The organism is Azonexus hydrophilus, assembly GCF_905120355.1.
Lineage (GTDB): Bacteria > Pseudomonadota > Gammaproteobacteria > Burkholderiales > Rhodocyclaceae > Azonexus.
The window spans coordinates 182921-201732 of the sequence record NZ_CAJHOB010000003.1; the positions used below are offsets into that span (position 1 = coordinate 182921).

An 18812-nucleotide genomic window follows, 5' to 3' on the forward strand; every position below is an offset into this window, starting at 1 on the left:
TCACACAATGCAAGCACGCACCCTCTTTTCCCCACGCAACCTTCTCGCCCTTTTGCTTGTTGGCGTCGCCGTAGCGTTGAGCCTCTTTCTCCAGTCCGGCGATAGGACTGACGGCCCACCCGAGCAGGAAGAAGACAGAAACGCAGCATTTACCATTCTGGAAGCCGCACATCGGGAATTTGACGGCGCTCCGGCCCTGGCGCTGTCATTCAGCCTGCCCCTTGATGCCCGCGCCCGCCCCGGTGAATTCATTCAGGTGCTGGAAATGCCGGCACGGCCCGAAGACCTCAAAAACACGAATGATGACGCGCCGTGGCACGATGAAGCGCAGGCACCTGCCGCCAGCGAAGTCAGCAGCGATGCCAAGGACACCCAGCTTGACGGCGGCAAAACGGTGCCCGGGGCCTGGGTCGTCGGCGAAAACCCTCGCCTGCTGTTCTTCCCGGGCATCAAGCCGCAGACACGTTATCTGATCCGCATCCAGGGCAACCTGGCCGCGCGCAACGGGAAAACCCTGGGTGCTGAACAACGTTACGCGATCCGTACCGCTGCGGTCACCCCGGCGTTTTACTTTGCCAGTCGCGGCATGGTCCTCCCCGCCGGACAAAATGGGGGGTTGCCGGTAACTACGGTGAATGTCCCGGAAGTGGATATCCAGTTCCTGAAGGTCAAGCCTGATTCACTCCCCGCCTTCCTCGACAAGGTCACACAAGGGAAATCAACGCCACGCACTGCGGATGAGGAAGAGTATTACGACGACTATGACCGTACCGATCTCAAAGGTGCAATCAACTCCTGGACGCTGGACCGCCTGCACACAATGACAACCAGTGTGTACGCCGGCCGCTTCAACACGGAACCCAAAGCCAACCGTCGTAGCGTCACCTTCATCCCGGTCGAAGACATTCCGGAACTACGTGAACCGGGCGTGTACATCGCCGTCATGACACAACCCAACCGTTTCCGCAGCGAGCAGCAAACCACCTACTTCTACATCAGCGATCTGGGCCTGCATCTACGCGATCATGCGGCGGGCAGTGCCGACGCCTTTGTCAGCTCACTCGTTGACGGCAAAGCCGTACGAGATGTGGACGTTTCCTGGCTGGACGCCGACGGCAAGGTTCTGGGGCAGGCCAGAACCGATGGCGATGGCCGGGCGGCATTTGCTGAACGTCCGCACAACGCTCGCATCGTTATCGCCCGCAAGGGCGAACAACTTTCGCTGATCGCCCTCAAGGAACCCGCACTCGATCTCTCTGAATTCGATACAGCCGGGCTGGTCTCTTCTCCCATTCGCCTCTTCGCCTACAGCGGCCGTGATCTCTATCGCCCTGGCGAAAGCTTCGCCGTTTCTGTATTGGCTCGCGACACCGATGGCCACCCGGTTCCGGCGCAACCGATCCAGGCCCTGCTGCGCCGACCGGATGGCAAGGCCCAATGGACCACCAACTGGTCGCCCAGCAAGGCATTCTCTGGCCACTACCAGCAGCAGATCGATCTGCCCGCCGATGCCGCCACCGGCACCTGGCGCCTGGAACTGCGCGGCGACCCCGCTGCCAGACACGCCAGCAGCAGCCTGAATTTCAATGTCGAGGAATTCCTTCCTGAGCGCATGAAGCTTGATCCCGGCCCCAGCAGCGGCACCCTGACTGCTGGGGCCAACTGGCAGCTGGCGGTTCAGGGCACTTACCTGTACGGCGCCCCCACCGCCGGCAACCGCCTGCTCGGCGTCGTCAACACCACCCCCAATCCGCAGGCACTCCCCGGCAAACTTCCCGGTTTCATTTTTGGCGACGCTGACGAAGCCACCGTGCGCCAGCGCCAGGAACTGGAAGAAATCGCCCTTGACGCGCAAGGCAAGGCACAACTGGAGGTTGACCTGTCCTCCCTGGACAACCGCCGCTCACCATTCACCGTCCGCGCCACACTCAGTTTGCTTGAAAGCGGTGGCCGCCCGGTCATCCGCAGCGTCGAGCGCACCTGGTGGCCGGCTCCGGCACTGGTCGGCCTGCGCCCACTGTTCAAGGGCGAATATGCACGGGAAAACTCCAGCGTTGAATTTGAAGCCGTACTGGCCGACGCACAAGGCAGGCTGCACGCAGCAAAAGCCCTACCCGTCCGCATTTTCCGAGAAAACCGCGACTGGTACTGGCGTTTCGACGATCAACGGGGCTGGCACTCCGGTTTTACTGAAACAGACGAACTGGTGGCCAGCAGCACGGTGGACATTCCCGCGGGCGGCCGCGGCAAACTACTGTTCCCCGTAAAACACGGCCGCTACCGGGTGGAAGTCCTGAATCCGGAAACACAACTCGTCAGCCGTTACCGTTTCTACGCCGGCTGGTTTGCCAAGGATGACGAATCACAGGGCGTGCGCCCGGACCGGGTTGCGCTGAAATTCGACAAAGCCAACTACCGGGAAGGCGAAACCGCGCGCCTGACACTGACCCCGCCACATGCCGGCGAAGCCCTGATTACAGTTGAAGGCGACCGGCTGCTGTGGTCGAAACGCATCCAGGTCGGTAGCGGCGATACACGCATCGATCTGCCGATCGCTCCGGACTGGAAACGGCATGACCTCTACGTCACCGCCATGGTCCTGCGCCCGGGCAACAGCGGCAGCAAAATCACCCCAGCCCGCGCCCTGGGCATCGCTTATCTGCCCCTGAGCCGTGATGAGCGCAGGCTGACGGTCAGCCTCGATGCACCGAAAAAAATGGAACCGGACCGCCCGCTCAAGGTGAAGATCAAAGTCCCGGAAGCAAAAGGCCATCCGGCCATGGTGACTCTCTCCGCGGTCGACTCCGGCATTCTCGGCATTACCGGGTTCAAAAGCCCGGACCCCTTCGCCTTCTTTTTTGCCAAGTTGCGCTACGGTCAGGATCTGTACGATGTCTACGGTCGCTTGATCGAAAAGATGGCCGGCCGGAAAGGCAAGCTGAAGTGGGGTGGAGACGCAGCACCGAGCGCCACCCGCAGCCTGCCGAAGAAAGTCCGCCTGGTGGACCTGTTCAGCGGTCCGGTCGCCCTCGATGCCAATGGCGAGGCCGAAATCAGCCTGCCCGTTCCCGATTTCAACGGCAAGCTGCGCCTGATGGCCGTCGCCAGCAGCGCCGGACGCTTCGGCATGCAGGAAACCGAGGTCACCATCGCCGCACCGCTGGTCGTGGAACTCGCCACACCGCGTTTCCTTTCGATCGGTGACGCTGCCCTGCTGGCGCTCGACGTGCACAATCTGGCAGGAAGCGCGCAGGAGATCAGCATCCAGGTCAGCAACACGGACGGCCTGCTGCTCCGCAACCCGACGCAAAAGGTCACGCTGCAGGATCAGGAAAAACGCATTCTCCGCATCCCGCTGGAAGCCGGTTCAGCACACGGCCTGACCGAGGTTCAGGTCCGCATCGACAGCCCACGCAGCACGCTGACACGCACGTTCCCGCTGCAGGTGCAAGCGCCGACGCCCCGGCAAACCCTGAGCCGTCGCTACATCATTGAACCCGGCGCCAGCCTTGACATCAGGGAAAGTGACCTGGGTGGCTTCCTGCCGCAGACTGCCAACGCCAATCTGACGCTTTCCGACAAACCACCCATTGATGTCCGTAGCGCCGTCCGTGGCCTGCTCACCTATCCTTATGGCTGCGTCGAGCAAACCACCAGCACGGCCTATCCGCACCTCTTCATTGATGAAGAGGCCGCCCGGAAATTCGACCTCAAAGTCTATAGTCCGGCCCAGCGGGCAGCCATGCTCGACACCTCGATTGCCCGCCTGGCCGGCATGCAGGCGCCTAACGGCGGCTTCAGCCTGTGGGGCAACCATGGCGAGTACGAATACTGGCTCTCCGCCTACGTCACCCATTTCCTGAACGACGCGCGCGAACAGGGCTTCGCCGTACCCGCGGAGATGGAGAAAAAAGCGCTCGAATTTCTGCTCAAGGGTCTGCAGGAAGGCGTCGCCACTCTGCCGCGTGGCCCTCTCCGCTATAACCGCAACCGTACCTGGAGCGACTGGCGCTATGCCGGCTCCGGCCGCTTCGGTGTGCTCGCTTATGGCGCCTACGTGCTGGCACTGCATGGCCGCGCCCCGCTCGCCACTCTGCGCCAACTGGCTGAATCAAGTGAGCAGTCACACTCAGGACTAGCCCTGGTTCACCTGGGATTAGCCCTGAAACTGATGGGGGACGAGCCCCGCAGCCAAGCCAGCATCGACGCCGCTTTGAAGAAACCACGCGACAACCGCTACTGGTGGGGAGATTACGGCAGCACCCTGCGTGACTCGGCACTGATGTACGTCCTGCTCAAGAAGCACAAACTGGCACCGGAAGGACTCAACGCCCTGATCGACGTTGCCGCAGGCGAGCTGGAAAAAAACCGTTACCTCAGCACCCAGGAAAGGATGGCCGCTTTCCTGCTGGGACAGGACTTTGCCCGTAGCGACGGCAATGGCTGGCAAGCCAGCCTGATGCAGGGCAAGAGCAGCCAGACCCTGAGTGGCAAAGGCATGCAATTCATGGCCATCGAAAATACGGCCCTGACGCGCGGCATCAAACTCACCAATAGCGACACCTCACGCCTGTTCGTTTCACTCGAATTAACCGGCAATCCAGCCAAGCCGCCCCCAATGCGCAGCGATGCTTTCGCCCTCAAGCGCAGCTGGTACACCGCTGACGGCAAGCCGCTTGGCGAGCGCCCCCTGCGCGTTGGGGAAAGCCTCCTGCTCCGACTGGAAGTGACAACCCATGGTGACTACGCCAACGCCATGATCGTGGACTACATTCCTGCCGGTATCGAGATCGAGAATACGAACATCATCCAGAGCGAGCAGAATGAACTGCGCATCGACAACATCTCCGTGAGCCACGCGATGCAGGACGCCCGAATCAAGCACGTCGAGTTCCGTGATGACCGCTTCGTAGTTGCCGCACGCCTGCCCCCCGGCACGACCCATTTCTTCTATCGGGCACGGGTGGTGACGCCAGGGCGTTTCATCGTCCCCCCCTCCTACGCCGAGGACATGTACCAACCGGCAATCTATGGCCTGAGCATGGAGAAGGAAAGCATCCGCATCAGCGATGGCGAGAAACATTGATGCGTTAGCAGGCGTTGCGCCAGACAGCCAAGACAAGGGGCGATTACCGTGCGACCCCGCACACTGACCTACGCACGCTGGCTGCTGGCGGCCTTGCTGGCAGGCCTGCTGTGCGCTGACCTACTGTTCCCCCTGCCGCAGGCCCAACTGGAACAGCGCGGCGTACAGCTGGTCCTGGCCCGTGATGGCACGCCGTTACGTGCTTTTCCGGACGCCCGCCACGTCTGGCGGCATCCGGTGCGACTGGAAGAGGTGTCCCCACGCTATATCGACGCCGTACTCGCCTACGAGGATCGCTTCTTCTACTGGCACTTCGGCATCAACCCGGTGGCCCTGCTCCGTGCCAGCGGCCAGTGGCTGCGGCATGGAGAAATCGTGTCCGGCGGTTCGACCCTGAGCATGCAGGTGGCGCGCATGCTCACCCCCATTCCGCGTAGCGTCAGCGGCAAGCTGCTGCAGATTTTCCGCGCTGTGCAACTGGAACTCCATCTCTCCAAAAGAGAAATTCTCGAGCTTTACCTGGCACACGCCCCCATGGGCGGGGTGCTGGAAGGGGTTGAAGCGGCCAGCCGCGCCTATCTCGGCAAACCCTCGCTGTCCCTCTCGCACGGCGAGGCGGCCCTGCTCGCGGTGCTGCCGCAAGCACCGTCGCGGCTGCGCCCTGACCGCTACCCGCGGGCGGCCCAAGCGGCCCGGGATAAAGTACTGCAGCGTCTGGCCTCGCACTGGGGCGAGCGCGTCATTGCCGATGCCCGGATGGAGCCGGTCATCGCACAGGCCGTCCGCGAACCGCTGCTGGCGCCGCTGTTCGCCGAGCGCATGCGGCGGCGCCACCCCGGCACGCCACGCATCGAGAGCACGCTTGATGCCACAACACAAAACCTGCTCGAACAACTGCTTGCCGGTCGACTGGCCGTCCTGCCTCCGCGCGTATCCCTGGCAGCGCTGATCGTTGATAACAGCAGCATGGAAGTGCGCGCCTACGCCGGCTCCGCAGACTTCTCCGACAATGCCCGCTTTGCCCATGTCGACATGGTGCAGGCGCGGCGCTCACCGGGCTCCACGCTTAAACCTTTCCTCTACGGCATGGCGCTCGATGCTGGCCTGATCCATTCCGAGTCGCTACTTGCTGATGTCCCGCAATCCTTCGACGGCTACCAGCCAGGCAACTTCCAGGCGGATTTTTCCGGCCCGGTGAGCGTCACCGAAGCCTTGCGCCAATCACTGAATGTGCCCGCCGTCGAAGTGCTCTCCCAACTCGGTGCGCACAATTTCACCACAGCACTACGTGCTGGCGGCTTGAAGCTCGATCTACCCCAAGGCGCGGAAGCCAATCTCTCGGTCATCCTGGGCGGCGCAGCCACCAGCCTGGAAGATCTGGTCGGCGCCTATCGTGCCCTGGCGGCACAAGGACTCGCGGCCCGCCCCCGTTATCATGCCAGTGAGCCGCTGCAGGAAACGCGCCTGCTCAGCCCCGGTGCCGCCTTCATCATCCGTGACCTGCTTGAAACCGGGGGACCACTGGGACGACACGTTGATAGCAGCGTCGCGTCCCGCCGTGGTCTTGCCTGGAAAACCGGCACCAGCTTCGGTTTCCGCGACGCCTGGGCCATTGGTGTGAATGATCGCTACAGTATTGGCGTCTGGGTCGGACGCCCGGATGGCACCCCCAATCCCGGATTCTTCGGCGCGAACATCGCGGCCCCGCTCCTCGTGGATATTTTTACCGCACTCGACCTGCCTGCCGCCGTTGAGCGCCGCCCCCCCGCATCCGTCACTGCCGCCCGCATCTGCTGGCCGCTCGGCCTCCGCAGCAGCGACACGCCGCCCGCACTATGCCACCAGGAACGCACAGCCTGGCTGCTCAATGCCGTGGCGCCACCAACCTTCCCTGACCGTCTGCGTCCTGGGCCGGCGCGCCAGAGCATCTACATCGACGCCCGGAGCGGCTTGCGTATTCGGCCGGACTGCCACACCGGCGCGGCGCGGCCGCAGCTTATCGCGCGTTGGCCAACCGCTCTCGAACCCTGGCTGAATTCAGCAACACGCCAGCGCGCCCTGCCTCCCGCCTGGTCGCCGACCTGCGGGCACGACCGGAGCAGCAGTAATCAACTGAAAATCTTCGGCCTCACCCCTGGAGAAATTCTGCACCGCAGTTCTGCTGGCAGCCCACCTCGCCTGCGCCTGGAGGCGCGTGGAGGACAAGGGGAGAAGTTCTGGCTGGTCAATGGCACACAGATCGGGCACAGCGCCGCCGGCAAAAGCTTTCTGCACACATTTTCCAGCCCGGGACGTTACCGTGTCACCGTCCTCGACGAATCCGGCCACTACGACAGCGTGGACATCAGTGTGCAATGAGTCCAAGTGGTCAGCGTGCTTCCCTGGGCATGAAACGGATGACCTTGTCTGAGCCCTGCGTGCCGCGACTGGCGACTGCCTTCCCTTCACCTTTCCAGGCATGACCGTAGACCACTTCGAAAGTCGCCGGCAGTTTGCCGTCCTTACGCAAGCTGTCGTAGGCCGCCCTCACTTCGCTCAGACGCCGTGGCGTCAGAATCCCTTGCCGGCGGGCCAGCATGGCACAGGACGAACCGGCAGCACGCAGATCGGCAAACAGCGCATCAAGCGTGTCGTAGGTCAGGGTGATGGTTTCCATGTCCACCACCGGATCGGCAAAACCGGCCTCAAGCAACATATCGCCCAGATCATGCATGTCGGTAAATCGCTGGGTGTGCGCATCGCCATCGGCAAAGGCAGCCCGCAGTTCGCGCAAGGTATCCGGCCCCAAGGTCGAAAACATGAACAGCCCCCCACTGGACAGGCTGCGCTGTGCTTCGCGAAATGCCGGCAGGGGATGATCCAGCCAGTGCAACAGCAGGTTGGACCAGATCAAGTCGAAACTCGCCTCCCGGAATGGCAGCATTTGCGCATCCGCCTGCACCGGCACCGGCCCCGGTGCGGTTCGCCCCAGCCAGCGCCGCCAGCCAGCGGGTTCTTGTGCCATGCCCTGCAGCATGGGTGCGACCAGATCCAGGGCGTGCAGCCGTGCGGTGGGATAACGCGCCTGCAGTGCGGCAAAGCTGCCGCCGCGACTACAGCCCAGATCAAGAATGCGCTGCGGGGTCAGCCGCACATAATCGAGCCGCTCGGCCATGCGCCGATCGATTTCGCGGGCTAGAAAATCCCCCGCCGGGTAATTCGCGGCCGCCCGCGCAAACCGCCGTGCTACCTGGCGACGGTCAACAAACGGTGTCGCTGCAGGCCCGGTGTTCACACTGCGCGCAAGCCCAGGCGGGCGAACAGCGCGTCGTCGCGGTCGGCTTCCGGATTACCGGTCGTCAGCAGATGGTCGCCATAGAACATCGAATTGGCGCCCGCCAGGAAACACAGCGCCTGCAATTCATCGCTCATGGCCTGACGCCCAGCCGACAAGCGTACCCAGGAAGTCGGCATGCAGATGCGGGCAGCGGCAATCGTGCGCACGAATTCGAACGGATCGAGCGCCGGTACGTCGGCCAGCGGCGTCCCAGGAATCGGCACCAGATTGTTGATTGGTACCGATTCCGGCGGTGTCGGCAGGTTTGCCAGCTGGACGATCAGGGCAGCGCGGTTCTTGCGCGTTTCCCCCATGCCGATGATGCCGCCGGAGCAGACGTTGATTCCGGCATCGCGGACCTGGTCGAGTGTATCCAGTCGATCGTCGTGGCTGTGCGACTTGATCACCTGACCGTAGAACTCCTTGTCGGTATCCAGATTGTGATTGTAGTAGTCGAGACCGGCTTCTTTCAGCTTCTGCGCCTGCCCGTCCTTGAGCATGCCCAGAGTGACGCAGGTCTGCATACCCAGCGCCTTCACTTCGCGCACCATCTCCATGACGCGCTCCAGATCCTGCTCCTTCGGCCCTCGCCAGGCAGCTCCCATGCAGAAGCGCGAGGCGCCTTTCTCCTTGGCCTGGCGCGCTGCGGCCACCACTTCATCAACCGGCATCAGGCGTTCGCGGCCCAGCTCGGTATCGTATCGGGCCGATTGTGAGCAATAGCTGCAATCCTCCGAACACCCCCCCGTCTTCACCGACAACAGCGTTGAACGCTGGATGTCATTGGCATTAAAATGCGCGCGATGCACTTGCTGCGCACGAAACAGCAGGTCCATCAGCGGCAGATCGTACAGGGCCAGCACCTCGGACACTGTCCAGCGATGGACAGGCAAGGGAGCGGCTGGTGAATCAGTCGTGGCAAGGGCGGGGTTAGACATGGAATATCCTGAAGAAAATACAAAAAAGCCGCAGACGGGCGGCAGTAATTATGGATTATCCGAAGCCACCGGCGACAAGTCAATTTTAGCAGCCTCCACCCGGGTCACAGCGAGCCATGTGCCGAACAAGAGATGGCATCATGACCACTGGCAACGCACGCTTTCCTGGCTCAGGCAGAGACTGTCGAACTGCGCTGAGCTATTGCCCAGCCACTGTCTTCTATGCCACACCCGCAGTCGGGCACAAATCATCTGCCCCGCCTGCAGCAGTGATCTGCCGCCGCTACCAGCGCCGCACTGCCCACAGTGCCTGGAAAATACCACTTTCGGCGAGCGCTGCGGGCGCTGTCTGGCCCACCCGCCTTTCTTTGATGGCGTATTCGCTGCCTACGCTTATGATTTTCCGGTCGATAAACTGATTCATTCCTTCAAATATGGCCAGCAGCTTGCCCTCTCCGGCTGGTTTGCCGCCCAACTCACCCGCCTGCTCAGACCTTGGCACCGCGAATACGACTGGAACCGCATCATGCCGGTACCCTTACACCGTGAGCGCCTGCGCGAACGCGGTTTCAACCAGACGCTGGAAATTGCCCGCCCGCTGGCCAAAGCACTGGCCATCCCGTGCGACAGCCGCGGCCTGAGCCGTATCCGGGGCGGCGCCCCGCAGGCCTCACTGCCACTACAGGAACGCTTGCGCCACTTGCATGGCGCCTTTTCCTGCCGGCAGGATTACCGGCAACAGCGCGTCCTGCTGCTGGACGATGTACTCACCAGCGGCAGCACCACCAGCGAGTGTGCTCGCGTACTCAAGCTGCACGGCGCCGAGAGCGTGCATGTCGCGGTGATCGCACGTGCCTTGCGCCACTGATTCCGTGCTTTAATCGCGCCTTTTCCGCCATGTTTGCCGTCGTCCTTTACCAGCCGGAAATACCCCCCAACACCGGCAATATCATCCGCATGTGCGCCAACACCGGGGCTGAACTGCATCTGGTCGAGCCCCTGGGTTTCGACCTCGATGACAAGCACCTGCGCCGCGCCGGCCTCGACTATCACGAATACACCCGTCTCACCCGCCACGCCGACTGGCAGACCTGCTGCCAGGCACTGGCTGGTCGGCGCATGTTTGCACTGACCACCCAGGGCAGTCGCTCACTTTTTTCGGTGGCCTTCCAGCCGGGAGACGTATTCGTTTTCGGCCAGGAAACGGCGGGCCTGCCGCCTTCCATCCGCGAACAGTTTCCGCTGGAGCAGCGCCTGCGCCTACCCATGCGCGCTGGCCAACGCAGTCTGAACCTGTCCAATGCCGCCGCAGTCAGTATTTTTGAGGCTTGGCGGCAGTGCGATTTCACTGGCGCCGCCCCTGGCGCGTGACCTCGCACGCGCCAGCCTCTGACACGCTATGCCATTTCTTCCCTGGCCTGGCGTGCCATCAATTGTTCGAGTGCCTGTCCAGCGGTCAACTCCCCCGCCAGCACGGCCGCGACAGCGCTGCTGATGGGCATGTCCACACCGTGCTCGCTCGCCAGTCGCGCCGTTTCGCGCGCGGTATAGACGCCTTCAGCGACGTGCCCGAGTTCATCGAGTATCGTCGTCAGTGACTTGCCTTCAGCCAAAGCCAAGCCAACGCGCCGATTGCGCGACAGGTCGCCGGTACACGTCAGCACCAGGTCGCCCATGCCCGCCAGTCCGAGAAAGGTTTCGCGCTGCGCCCCCAGTGCCACACCGAGACGGGCGATTTCCGCCAGCCCGCGGGTCAGTAACGCAGCGCGGGCATTCAACCCCAGGCCCAGACCATCACAGACCCCGGTCGCAATGGCCAGTACGTTCTTGACCGCCCCACCCACCTCAACACCCACCAAATCGTCATTGGCGTAGATGCGCAGACGTTTGCCATGCAAGGCCAGTGCGGTCTGCCGGGCAAAATCCGGCTGATTGGCAGCCAGGGCCACGGCCGTCGGCTGCCCGGCTGCGACTTCCTCGGCAAAACTTGGACCAGAGAGTGCGCCACAGACACGTTCCGGGCCCAGCACCTCGCGCACCACCTGATGCGCCAGCAAGCCACTACCTGCCTCGAACCCCTTGCAGACCCAGAGCACGGGCAATTGGCACCCCACCGCCCGCAGATGTTCCAACGTTGGCCGCAACCCTGCCATGGGCGTGGCCACCAGGACCACTTCCGCCCCGGCCAGCGCGCTCGCAAACTCGGTTGCAACCTGCACCGACGACGGCAGGAAATAGCCCGGAAAGAAACGACGATTCTCCCGCTGCAGCAGCAGATCCGCCGCCACATCGGTTTCACGCGACCACAGGGTGACCGCATTGTGCTCGGCAAAAGCGATCGCCAGCGCGGTTCCCCAGGCGCCGGCACCAAGGATGGCAAGTTTCATAAGCCCCAGATCTGATGAGCACGCACGAAACCCGTGGCTCCGTCGCGATGTTTGACCTGCACCCAGCCAGGCGCAGCGGCGGCAACAAAATCGAGTACCACCCACTTGCCACATTCGATCAGCACCGGCGCCTCCTCGCGTGCCTCGCTGCGCAAGGGCGTCTGAGCTGCGGTAACGATCACCGTCCGGCGAGGGGCAAGCTGCCCGGCTTCGATCCAGGCCAGCGTACCTTCCGCATCGCGCACCTTGATCCAGCCATCCAGCTTGACCACCGCCTCCACGGGGGTTTGTGCCTTGATCAGGTAAAGCTTCTTCGCCTGCAGCGAAGGCGCGTCGTAGAGAATCGCCGCCGGCACTCCGACCGAGCGGTAATCCACCGCCCCCGCCCAGGGCGCAAAGAAGCACAGGCTCAGGGCCAGGGCACGCAGGCGTAGCGTACTCATTGCAGCGAATCGCTGCCTTCTGCCGTCTGGCTTTCCTGCAGGCGCTGCATATACATTGCCTCGAAATTCACCGGTTGCAGCACGATCGGCTGGAAGCCGGCGCGCGTCACCGAATCGGCCACCGCTTCGCGGGCGTAAGGAAAGAGGATGTTGGCGCAGGCCACCATGATGAGCGCTTCCAGCTGCTCTTCCGGCACATTTTGAATGCGGAAAATGCCCGCCTGGCCCACTTCCACCAGGAACACCGTCTTATCGCCGAGCTTGGCGGTGACAGTCACCGTCAGCACGACCTCGAACACCCCGTCAGCCACACCGCGGCCGCTGGTATTCAGGCCAATTTCCACCTGCGGGCTATCCTGTTCGAGAAAAATTTCCGGTGCGTTCGGCACTTCTACCGACAGGTCGCGCACATAAAGTTTTTCAATCCCGAAAACCGGCGTTTCCTGAGCGGTGGTGTTCTGTTCGTTGTTTTCCATGTGACTCTTTCCTAGATTCCGTACGTTAAATTATTCAGCCTCACCCGCCAGCAGTGGGCGCAACTTGCCTGCACCATCCAGGGCAATCAGATCATCGCAGCCCCCGACATGGGTATCGCCGATATAAATCTGCGGCACGGTACGCCGCCCGGTACGCTGCATCATTTCCTCGCGGCGCTCGGGCTCGAGATCGACGCGCACCTCTTCGATCTGGGTCACGCCGCGCGCTGCCAGCAGTTGTTTGGCACGAATGCAATAAGGGCACACGGCCGTGGTGTACATCAGGACTGCCTGTGTCATTTCTTTTTACCTCCCTTGACCAGCGGATAATTGGCCGCAGCCCAGGCATCGACACCACCGCTGAGGTTGTACAGCTGTTCGAAACCTGCTTTTTTCAGAATCGAGCAGGCCCGTCCCGAACGCATGCCTGAGGTACAGCAGACGATCAGGGGTTTCCCTTTACCGCTTTCCAGTTCCGGCAAGCGCTCAGCCAGCTGACTGACCGGGATGTGCAGCGCATTGGGCAAGCTGCCGCTGGCCAGTTCGCTGCTTTCACGCACATCGAGGATCCGCGCATCTTCGCGATTGATGAGCAAGGTTGCTTCGCCGGGATTGACCGCCTGGCCTACCGAACGGAAAAAAAGCGGCCACAACAAACCGAGGCCACTGACGACGACAATCCCGATGAGCAAGATATTCTGGTTAACAAAATCCATTGGCATGCGTTACGACTCCACTCCACAAAAGACTTCGCGCATCATGCCGATGAGCTGCAGGGTGCGCTGGTCGCCCACCCGATAAAAAACCCGGTTGGCATCCTTGCGCGTCAGCAACACCCCTTTTTCGCGCAGAATGGCCAGATGCTGGGAAATATTGCTTTGCGACGTACCCACGGTATCGACGATATCCTGCACGCAGGCTTCCTGGTCTCCGATCACGCACAGTATCTTCAAGCGCAGGGGATGCGCGATCGCCTTGAGCGCACGCGCTGCAGTCTCAATGTGCTCCTGCTTGTCGATCAGGTTGACGGAAGAAATAACGCCCATGAAAACCTCGTTTCAGTTGAACGGTTGATTATAGAATAAGCCTTGCCAGAACAAGAACCCAATGTGGACCTTCCCCATGTCGTTTTTTTATCAGCGCATGCCCGCCCGGCCCTGGGTGCAGTCGCTCGCGCTGCTGATTTTTTTCGCACTGACCGTTTCTCCTGCCAGCGCACAGAAATCGACCAGTGCCCCGGAAATTGCGGAAAAACGCGCCGATCTCGACGGCTTGCGCCAACGTATCGACAGCCTGCGCAAAGAATTGAGCAGCAACGAAGGCACACGCGCCGATGCCGCTGACCGCCTGCGCGAATCCGAACGACAGATTTCCCGTCTGCAGCGCCAGCTGCACGATCTCGGCAGTCAGCGCAGCCACCTGCAAAGCCAGCTGACCGCACTGGAAACACAATCGCGCACCCTGGCAGGCACGCTGGCCCAGCAGCAGACCCAGCTCGAGCAATTGCTCTACCGTCAGTATCTGCGCGGCGATCCAGACTCCCTGCAACTTCTGCTCAACGGCGACGACCCCAACCAAATGGCGCGCGACCTGCACTACCTGTCAGCCATTGCCACCGCCCGCAGCGAGCTGATGGGAGAAATCCGGCAGACCATCCAGCAGAAAAAAACGCTCGCGGCACAAACCCGGGAGCGCAGCAGCGAACTGGCTGAAGTGGAAAGTGAGCAACGTAAGCAGCACAGCGAGCTCGACAAGGAGCGTCAGGCTCACAAAGCCTTGTATGCCGAAATTTCTGACAAAGTACGCAGCCAACGGCGCGAAATTGGCGCTCTGCAGCGGGACGAAAAACGCATGAGCCAACTGGTTGAACGCCTGTCCCGTATCCTGGCGCAACAAGCCGCTGCGGCCCGCGCTGCCGAGGCGCAGCGCCGCAAGCAGATGGAGGAAGCAGCACGCAGGGCGGCGGCAGGAAAGCCCCCTGCACCCAGCAGTGAAAAACCGGGCCGCGAACCGGAAAACCAATATGTGCCGGCACCCAGCGATGGAAGTTTCGCCAAGCTCAAGGGTAAGCTGCGCCTCCCCGTTCAGGGCACGGTCAGCGGCCGCTTTGGTGGCGCCCGCGAAGGCGGCGGACAATGGCGAGGCGTATTCATCCGTGCAGGCAACGGCAGCCCGGTCAGGGCCATCGCCAAAGGCCGCGTGGTTTTCGCCGAGTGGATGCGTGGTTTCGGCAATCTCCTCATCATCGATCACGGCGACGCCTATCTGTCGATCTACGGCAATAATGAAGCACTATTGAAACAGGTCGGACAAGCCGTGCAAGGCGGCGATACCGTCGCCACCGTCGGCAATACCGGGGGCAACCCGGAATCGGGTTTATACTTTGAAATCCGCCGTCAAGGCCAACCTATCGACCCCCTATCCTGGGCTACGTTGAAATGAGCAAATTGAAAACCTGGAGCCTCGCCCTGGGCGGCTTTATCGCCGGTGCCCTGATCACCCTGCAAATACCGGCTTTCGCCCAGAAGGACGCCACCAGCAGACTGCCGATTGACGACCTGCGCACCTTCGCTGAGGTCTATAGCGCCATCAAGCAGGGCTATGTCGAACCGGTTGAAGACAAAAAGATGATCGCCAACGCGATTTCCGGCCTGCTCTCCAATCTTGACCCCCACTCCTCGTACCTCGACGCCGACTCCTTCAAGGACCTGCAGGTGGGCACGCAAGGCGAATTCGGCGGGCTGGGCATCGAGGTCGGCATGGAAGACGGCTTGGTCAAGGTGGTTTCGCCAATCGAGGATACGCCGGCTTATCGCGCCGGCGTCAAATCCGGCGACCTGATTTTCAAGCTCGACGACACCCTGGTCAAAGGCATGAGCCTGTCCGATGCCGTCAAGAAAATGCGCGGCAAACCCAAAACCTCGATCCGCCTGAGCATTCTGCGCAAAGGCGAGAGCAAGCCGATCGAACTCACCCTGACGCGCGAAATCATCAAGGTTCAAAGCGTCAAATCGAAAATCGTCGAACCCGGTTACGGCTGGGTCCGCATCACCCAGTTCCAGGAAACCACCATTGCCGACCTGGCCAAGCACCTCAACTCCCTGTACAAGGAAGGCGACCTGAAGGGCCTGGTACTGGATCTACGCAACGATCCGGGCGGTCTGCTCAACGGCGCCATCGGCGTTTCGGCGGCGTTCCTGCCGCCGGACGTGAAAGTCGTTTCCACTGACGGCCGCACGCCCGACGCCAAACAGGAATTCCTCTCCCGCCCCAGCGACTACCTGCGTGGCACGCGCGAAGACCCGCTCAGCAAGTTGCCGGTCGGCATCAAGAAAGTGCCAATGGTGGTTCTGGTCAATGGCGGTTCAGCCTCCGCATCGGAAATCGTGGCCGGCGCCCTGCAAGATCACAACCGCGCCGCCATCGTCGGCACCCAGACCTTTGGCAAAGGCTCGGTGCAATCCGTACTGCCGCTGCCGAACAACACCGCCATCAAACTCACCACGGCCCGCTACTTCACCCCATCCGGCCGCTCCATTCAGGCCAAAGGCATCACCCCGGACATCGTCGTTGAAGAAACCCCCAACGGCACCAATGGTCCTCGTATTCGTGAAGCGGATCTGGAGCGGCACCTGGAAGACAAGGCCGAGCCGGGCAAGGACAGCAAGCCCGCCGCCGCAGCGAAACCCGCCGCTAAAGGTGAAAAAGACAACAAGGACGCCGCCAAGAATTCAACCAAGGATGAAGATGACCTGCCGAGCGCCCGCCTGGAATATGCCAGCAAGGACGACTACCAGTTCCAGCAGGCACTCAACATCCTCAAGGCCACGCAGATCATGCAGGGCAAGCGGCAACCATAAGCCGGGATGGATGACCCGCAGCTGCTGCGCTACAGCCGGCACATCCTGCTCGATGCGCTGGGCGTCGAAGGCCAGCAGCGCATCCTGGCCGGGCGAGTGCTCATCGTCGGCGCCGGCGGCCTCGGCTCACCGGCGGCGCTTTATCTGGCGGCCGCCGGTGTCGGGCAGATCGTACTGGCGGACCACGACACGGTCGACCTGACCAATCTGCAACGCCAGATCCTGCATCGCGACAACCGCATCGGCATGAACAAGGCCTTGTCGGGGCAAATCACCCTGGCCGAAATCAACCCGGAGGTCAGCGTCATCCCCCTGCCGGAACGCCTCGATACCGCTCGACTCGAGGAACTGACAGCCGCGGTCGATATCGTGCTGGATTGCAGCGACAACTTTGCCACCCGGCATGCCATCAACCGCGCTTGCGTACGCCTGAAACGCCCCCTGGTGTCCGGCGCGGCCATCCGCTTTGACGGCCAGGTCAGCGTCTACACCCTGGATCGGGCCGAAGCACCCTGCTATCACTGCCTGTTTCCGGAAGCCGACGACGTGGAAGAAACCCGTTGTGCTGTAACGGGCGTGTTTGCACCGCTCACCGGCATCGTCGGCAGCATGCAGGCGGCCGAAGCCCTGAAACTGCTGGCGGGTATCGGCCGGCCCCTGAATGGCCGCCTGCTGCTGATCGACAGTCTCGACATGCAGTGGCGCAGCAGCCGCTTCAACCGCGATCCATCCTGTGCGGTCTGCGGCAAACCCGGTTAAAGCGGGCGGGCGCGCAGGAAAATATCTGGCCCGATCTTGCGCAGGTCAATCACATCGAGCCGGCGCTGCCCGGCGAGTTCACTGAGCTCCGGCAGGCGGCACAAGCCCAGCGCCTGATCGCCGAGCAACGTGGGGGCGAGATAGATCAGCACTTCGTCCACCAGGCCGGCCTGCAGCAAGGCGCCATTGAGCCCTGCCCCGGCTTCCACATGCACTTCGTTACAACCGCGCGCAGCCAGTGCCTGCAGCAGTGCAGGCAGATCGACACGACCCGGGTCGCCCGGCAACTGCAGAATTTCGCCCCCCGCGGCGCGCAACCGTTCCGCGCGCACGGCGTCGGCCTGCGCCGCCACCAGCAGAGCCCCCCCTCGCAGCAGCTTGGCCGACGGCGGCGTTTCCAGACGTGCATCGAGCACGACCCGCAACGGCTGCCGTTCCGTATCGACGGCACGCACGGTCAAACTGGGATCATCCGCCAGCACTGTGCCACTGCCGGTAAGGATGGCGCAGGCCCGGGCACGCCAACGATGCCCGTCGGCACGCGCCGCCGGCCCGGTGATCCACTGACTGGCACCATTCAGCAGCGCGGTCTTGCCATCCAGACTGGCGGCCATTTTCACTCGCAGCCAGGGCCGCCCCCGCCGCATGCGCGACACAAAACCGATATTGAGCTCTTCCGCCTCCGCAGCCAGCAAGCCGCTGGCTACGTGCACGCCGGCCGCCTGCAACCGTGCCAGACCACGACCGGCAACCTGCGGGTTGGGATCCGGCATGGCCGCGATCACCCGCGCCACTCCGGCTGCGATCAGCGCCTCGGCACAGGGCGGCGTGCGCCCGTGATGGCTGCAGGGTTCCAGCGAAACATAGGCAGTTGCACCGCGCGCGGCGGCGCCTGCCTGGCGCAGGGCATGCACCTCGGCATGCGGCTCACCGGCCCGCACATGCCAGCCCTCGCCAACCACCTGCCCCTGTTGCGCAATGACACAGCCCACCCGGGGATTCGGCGATGTTGTCCACAGGCCACGCTCTGCCAGCTGCAGCGCCCGCGCCATCATGGCGTGATCAAACGCCGTAAAGCTCATTTCTTGCGCGCAGCGGGAGACACTTCCTTGATCGCCCGGGAAAAGGCATCGACATCCTCGAAATTCCGGTACACCGAGGCAAAACGGATATAGGCAACTTTATCGAGCTTCTTCAACTCGGCCATGACCAGCTCACCCAGTTGCTGTGACAGCACCTCGCGCAATCCCGCCGACAGCAACTTCTCTTCAATGGCGGTCACCGCCGCATCAACCAGCTCCGTAGATACGGGCCGCTTGCGCAACGCCAGATCGAGGCTGGCGCGCAGCTTGGCCCGGGAAAACTCGATCCGCGAACCATTTTTCTTGACCACCTGCGGCAACTGGATTTCCGGCCGCTCGTAGGTGGTAAAGCGCTTCTCACAGGCGGTGCATTTGCGCCGCCGGCGCACGATGTCGCCTTCATCGGAAACCCGGGTATCGACTACCCCGGTTTCCTCATGGCCACAGAAAGGGCACTTCATGCGA

Annotated in this window: 17 protein-coding genes; 7 read left to right on the forward strand and 10 right to left on the reverse strand. The window is 62.4% G+C overall.

What is annotated here, in order from left to right; all coding sequences use genetic code 11:
• Window positions 1–7 precede the first annotated feature (7 nt).
• Window positions 8–5086: an alpha-2-macroglobulin family protein gene (locus JYJ39_RS03600; RefSeq protein ID WP_205202128.1), complete on the forward strand. Its 5079-nt coding sequence runs from the start codon at window positions 8–10 to the stop codon at window positions 5084–5086.
• Between the two features lie 48 nt (window positions 5087–5134).
• Window positions 5135–7444: a penicillin-binding protein 1C gene (gene pbpC, locus JYJ39_RS03605; protein ID WP_240189525.1), complete on the forward strand. Its 2310-nt coding sequence runs from the start codon at window positions 5135–5137 to the stop codon at window positions 7442–7444.
• A gap of 10 nt (window positions 7445–7454) precedes the next feature.
• On the opposite strand, the gene JYJ39_RS03610 is transcribed toward pbpC, so the two are convergent.
• Window positions 7455–8360, reverse strand: a complete 906-nt coding sequence (locus JYJ39_RS03610) for a methyltransferase domain-containing protein (RefSeq protein ID WP_205202130.1) — start codon at window positions 8358–8360, stop codon at window positions 7455–7457.
• Window positions 8357–9340, reverse strand: a complete 984-nt coding sequence (bioB, locus tag JYJ39_RS03615; RefSeq protein ID WP_205202132.1) for a biotin synthase BioB — start codon at window positions 9338–9340, stop codon at window positions 8357–8359. The genes JYJ39_RS03610 and bioB overlap by 4 nt, the downstream gene beginning before the upstream one ends.
• Window positions 9341–9542: 202 nt before the next feature.
• Between bioB and JYJ39_RS03620 the strand changes: the two genes are divergently transcribed.
• Both JYJ39_RS03620 and trmL read left to right on the forward strand, forming a co-directional pair.
• Window positions 9543–10208, forward strand: coding sequence for a ComF family protein (locus JYJ39_RS03620; protein ID WP_205202133.1), 666 nt, complete (start codon window positions 9543–9545; stop codon window positions 10206–10208).
• A gap of 29 nt (window positions 10209–10237) precedes the next feature.
• Window positions 10238–10711 (forward strand): tRNA (uridine(34)/cytosine(34)/5-carboxymethylaminomethyluridine(34)-2'-O)-methyltransferase TrmL, encoded by a 474-nt coding sequence (trmL, locus tag JYJ39_RS03625; RefSeq protein ID WP_205202134.1) that lies wholly within the window; start codon window positions 10238–10240, stop codon window positions 10709–10711.
• A gap of 26 nt (window positions 10712–10737) precedes the next feature.
• Here trmL and JYJ39_RS03630 read toward each other — a convergent pair whose 3' ends face one another.
• From JYJ39_RS03630 to JYJ39_RS03655, 6 genes are read right to left on the reverse strand one after another with little or no spacing between them, the layout of a single operon-like run.
• Window positions 10738–11727 carry an NAD(P)H-dependent glycerol-3-phosphate dehydrogenase gene (locus JYJ39_RS03630; protein WP_205202135.1) on the reverse strand — a complete coding sequence of 330 codons (990 nt, stop codon included), beginning with the start codon at window positions 11725–11727 and terminating at the stop codon, window positions 10738–10740.
• Window positions 11724–12170 carry an SH3 domain-containing protein gene (locus JYJ39_RS03635; protein ID WP_205202136.1) on the reverse strand — a complete coding sequence of 149 codons (447 nt, stop codon included), beginning with the start codon at window positions 12168–12170 and terminating at the stop codon, window positions 11724–11726. The genes JYJ39_RS03630 and JYJ39_RS03635 overlap by 4 nt, the downstream gene beginning before the upstream one ends.
• On the reverse strand, window positions 12167–12646 hold the full coding sequence (secB, locus tag JYJ39_RS03640; RefSeq protein WP_205202137.1) for a protein-export chaperone SecB: 480 nt from the start codon (window positions 12644–12646) through the stop codon (window positions 12167–12169). Before secB ends, JYJ39_RS03635 begins: the two co-directional genes overlap by 4 nt.
• 30 nt (window positions 12647–12676) lie before the next feature.
• Window positions 12677–12946, reverse strand: a complete 270-nt coding sequence (gene grxC, locus JYJ39_RS03645; protein ID WP_205202138.1) for a glutaredoxin 3 — start codon at window positions 12944–12946, stop codon at window positions 12677–12679.
• On the reverse strand, window positions 12943–13368 hold the full coding sequence (locus JYJ39_RS03650) for a rhodanese-like domain-containing protein (protein ID WP_205202139.1): 426 nt from the start codon (window positions 13366–13368) through the stop codon (window positions 12943–12945). The genes grxC and JYJ39_RS03650 overlap by 4 nt, the downstream gene beginning before the upstream one ends.
• Window positions 13369–13371: 3 nt before the next feature.
• A complete protein-coding gene (locus tag JYJ39_RS03655; RefSeq protein WP_205202140.1) occupies window positions 13372–13692 on the reverse strand; it encodes an ArsR/SmtB family transcription factor in 321 nt (106 codons plus the stop codon).
• A gap of 76 nt (window positions 13693–13768) precedes the next feature.
• Here JYJ39_RS03655 and JYJ39_RS03660 point away from each other — a divergent pair, with 76 nt between their 5' ends.
• The 3 genes from JYJ39_RS03660 to JYJ39_RS03670 are packed head-to-tail and all read left to right on the forward strand — an operon-like array spanning window position 13769 to window position 17265.
• Window positions 13769–15088 (forward strand): murein hydrolase activator EnvC family protein, encoded by a 1320-nt coding sequence (locus tag JYJ39_RS03660; RefSeq protein ID WP_240189526.1) that lies wholly within the window; start codon window positions 13769–13771, stop codon window positions 15086–15088.
• The gene (locus JYJ39_RS03665) at window positions 15085–16506 is read left to right on the forward strand and encodes a S41 family peptidase (RefSeq protein ID WP_205202142.1); all 1422 of its coding nucleotides are present in this window, start codon (window positions 15085–15087) and stop codon (window positions 16504–16506) included. The genes JYJ39_RS03660 and JYJ39_RS03665 overlap by 4 nt, the downstream gene beginning before the upstream one ends.
• Window positions 16507–16512: 6 nt before the next feature.
• Window positions 16513–17265 (forward strand): HesA/MoeB/ThiF family protein, encoded by a 753-nt coding sequence (locus JYJ39_RS03670; RefSeq protein WP_205202143.1) that lies wholly within the window; start codon window positions 16513–16515, stop codon window positions 17263–17265.
• On the opposite strand, the gene ribD is transcribed toward JYJ39_RS03670, so the two are convergent.
• Window positions 17262–18347, reverse strand: coding sequence for a bifunctional diaminohydroxyphosphoribosylaminopyrimidine deaminase/5-amino-6-(5-phosphoribosylamino)uracil reductase RibD (gene ribD, locus JYJ39_RS03675; protein WP_205202144.1), 1086 nt, complete (start codon window positions 18345–18347; stop codon window positions 17262–17264). The two genes, JYJ39_RS03670 and ribD, sit on opposite strands and share 4 nt — an antisense overlap.
• Window positions 18344–18808, reverse strand: a complete 465-nt coding sequence (gene nrdR, locus JYJ39_RS03680; protein ID WP_205202145.1) for a transcriptional regulator NrdR — start codon at window positions 18806–18808, stop codon at window positions 18344–18346. Before nrdR ends, ribD begins: the two co-directional genes overlap by 4 nt.
• Window positions 18809–18812 lie beyond the last annotated feature (4 nt).

Coding starts and splice junctions, on each gene's coding strand:
- JYJ39_RS03630 (WP_205202135.1), bottom strand. CDS start 11,727: ATGAAACTTGCCATCCTTGGTGCCGGCGCCTGGGGAACCGCGCTGGCG.
- JYJ39_RS03655 (WP_205202140.1), bottom strand. CDS start 13,692: ATGGGCGTTATTTCTTCCGTCAACCTGATCGACAAGCAGGAGCACATT.
- JYJ39_RS03670 (WP_205202143.1), top strand. CDS start 16,513: ATGGATGACCCGCAGCTGCTGCGCTACAGCCGGCACATCCTGCTCGAT.
- trmL (WP_205202134.1), top strand. CDS start 10,238: ATGTTTGCCGTCGTCCTTTACCAGCCGGAAATACCCCCCAACACCGGC.
- ribD (WP_205202144.1), bottom strand. CDS start 18,347: ATGAGCTTTACGGCGTTTGATCACGCCATGATGGCGCGGGCGCTGCAG.
- JYJ39_RS03665 (WP_205202142.1), top strand. CDS start 15,085: ATGAGCAAATTGAAAACCTGGAGCCTCGCCCTGGGCGGCTTTATCGCC.
- JYJ39_RS03635 (WP_205202136.1), bottom strand. CDS start 12,170: ATGAGTACGCTACGCCTGCGTGCCCTGGCCCTGAGCCTGTGCTTCTTT.
- bioB (WP_205202132.1), bottom strand. CDS start 9,340: ATGTCTAACCCCGCCCTTGCCACGACTGATTCACCAGCCGCTCCCTTG.
- nrdR (WP_205202145.1), bottom strand. CDS start 18,808: ATGAAGTGCCCTTTCTGTGGCCATGAGGAAACCGGGGTAGTCGATACC.
- JYJ39_RS03660 (WP_240189526.1), top strand. CDS start 13,769: ATGTCGTTTTTTTATCAGCGCATGCCCGCCCGGCCCTGGGTGCAGTCG.
- JYJ39_RS03600 (WP_205202128.1), top strand. CDS start 8: ATGCAAGCACGCACCCTCTTTTCCCCACGCAACCTTCTCGCCCTTTTG.
- secB (WP_205202137.1), bottom strand. CDS start 12,646: ATGGAAAACAACGAACAGAACACCACCGCTCAGGAAACGCCGGTTTTC.
- grxC (WP_205202138.1), bottom strand. CDS start 12,946: ATGACACAGGCAGTCCTGATGTACACCACGGCCGTGTGCCCTTATTGC.
- JYJ39_RS03650 (WP_205202139.1), bottom strand. CDS start 13,368: ATGCCAATGGATTTTGTTAACCAGAATATCTTGCTCATCGGGATTGTC.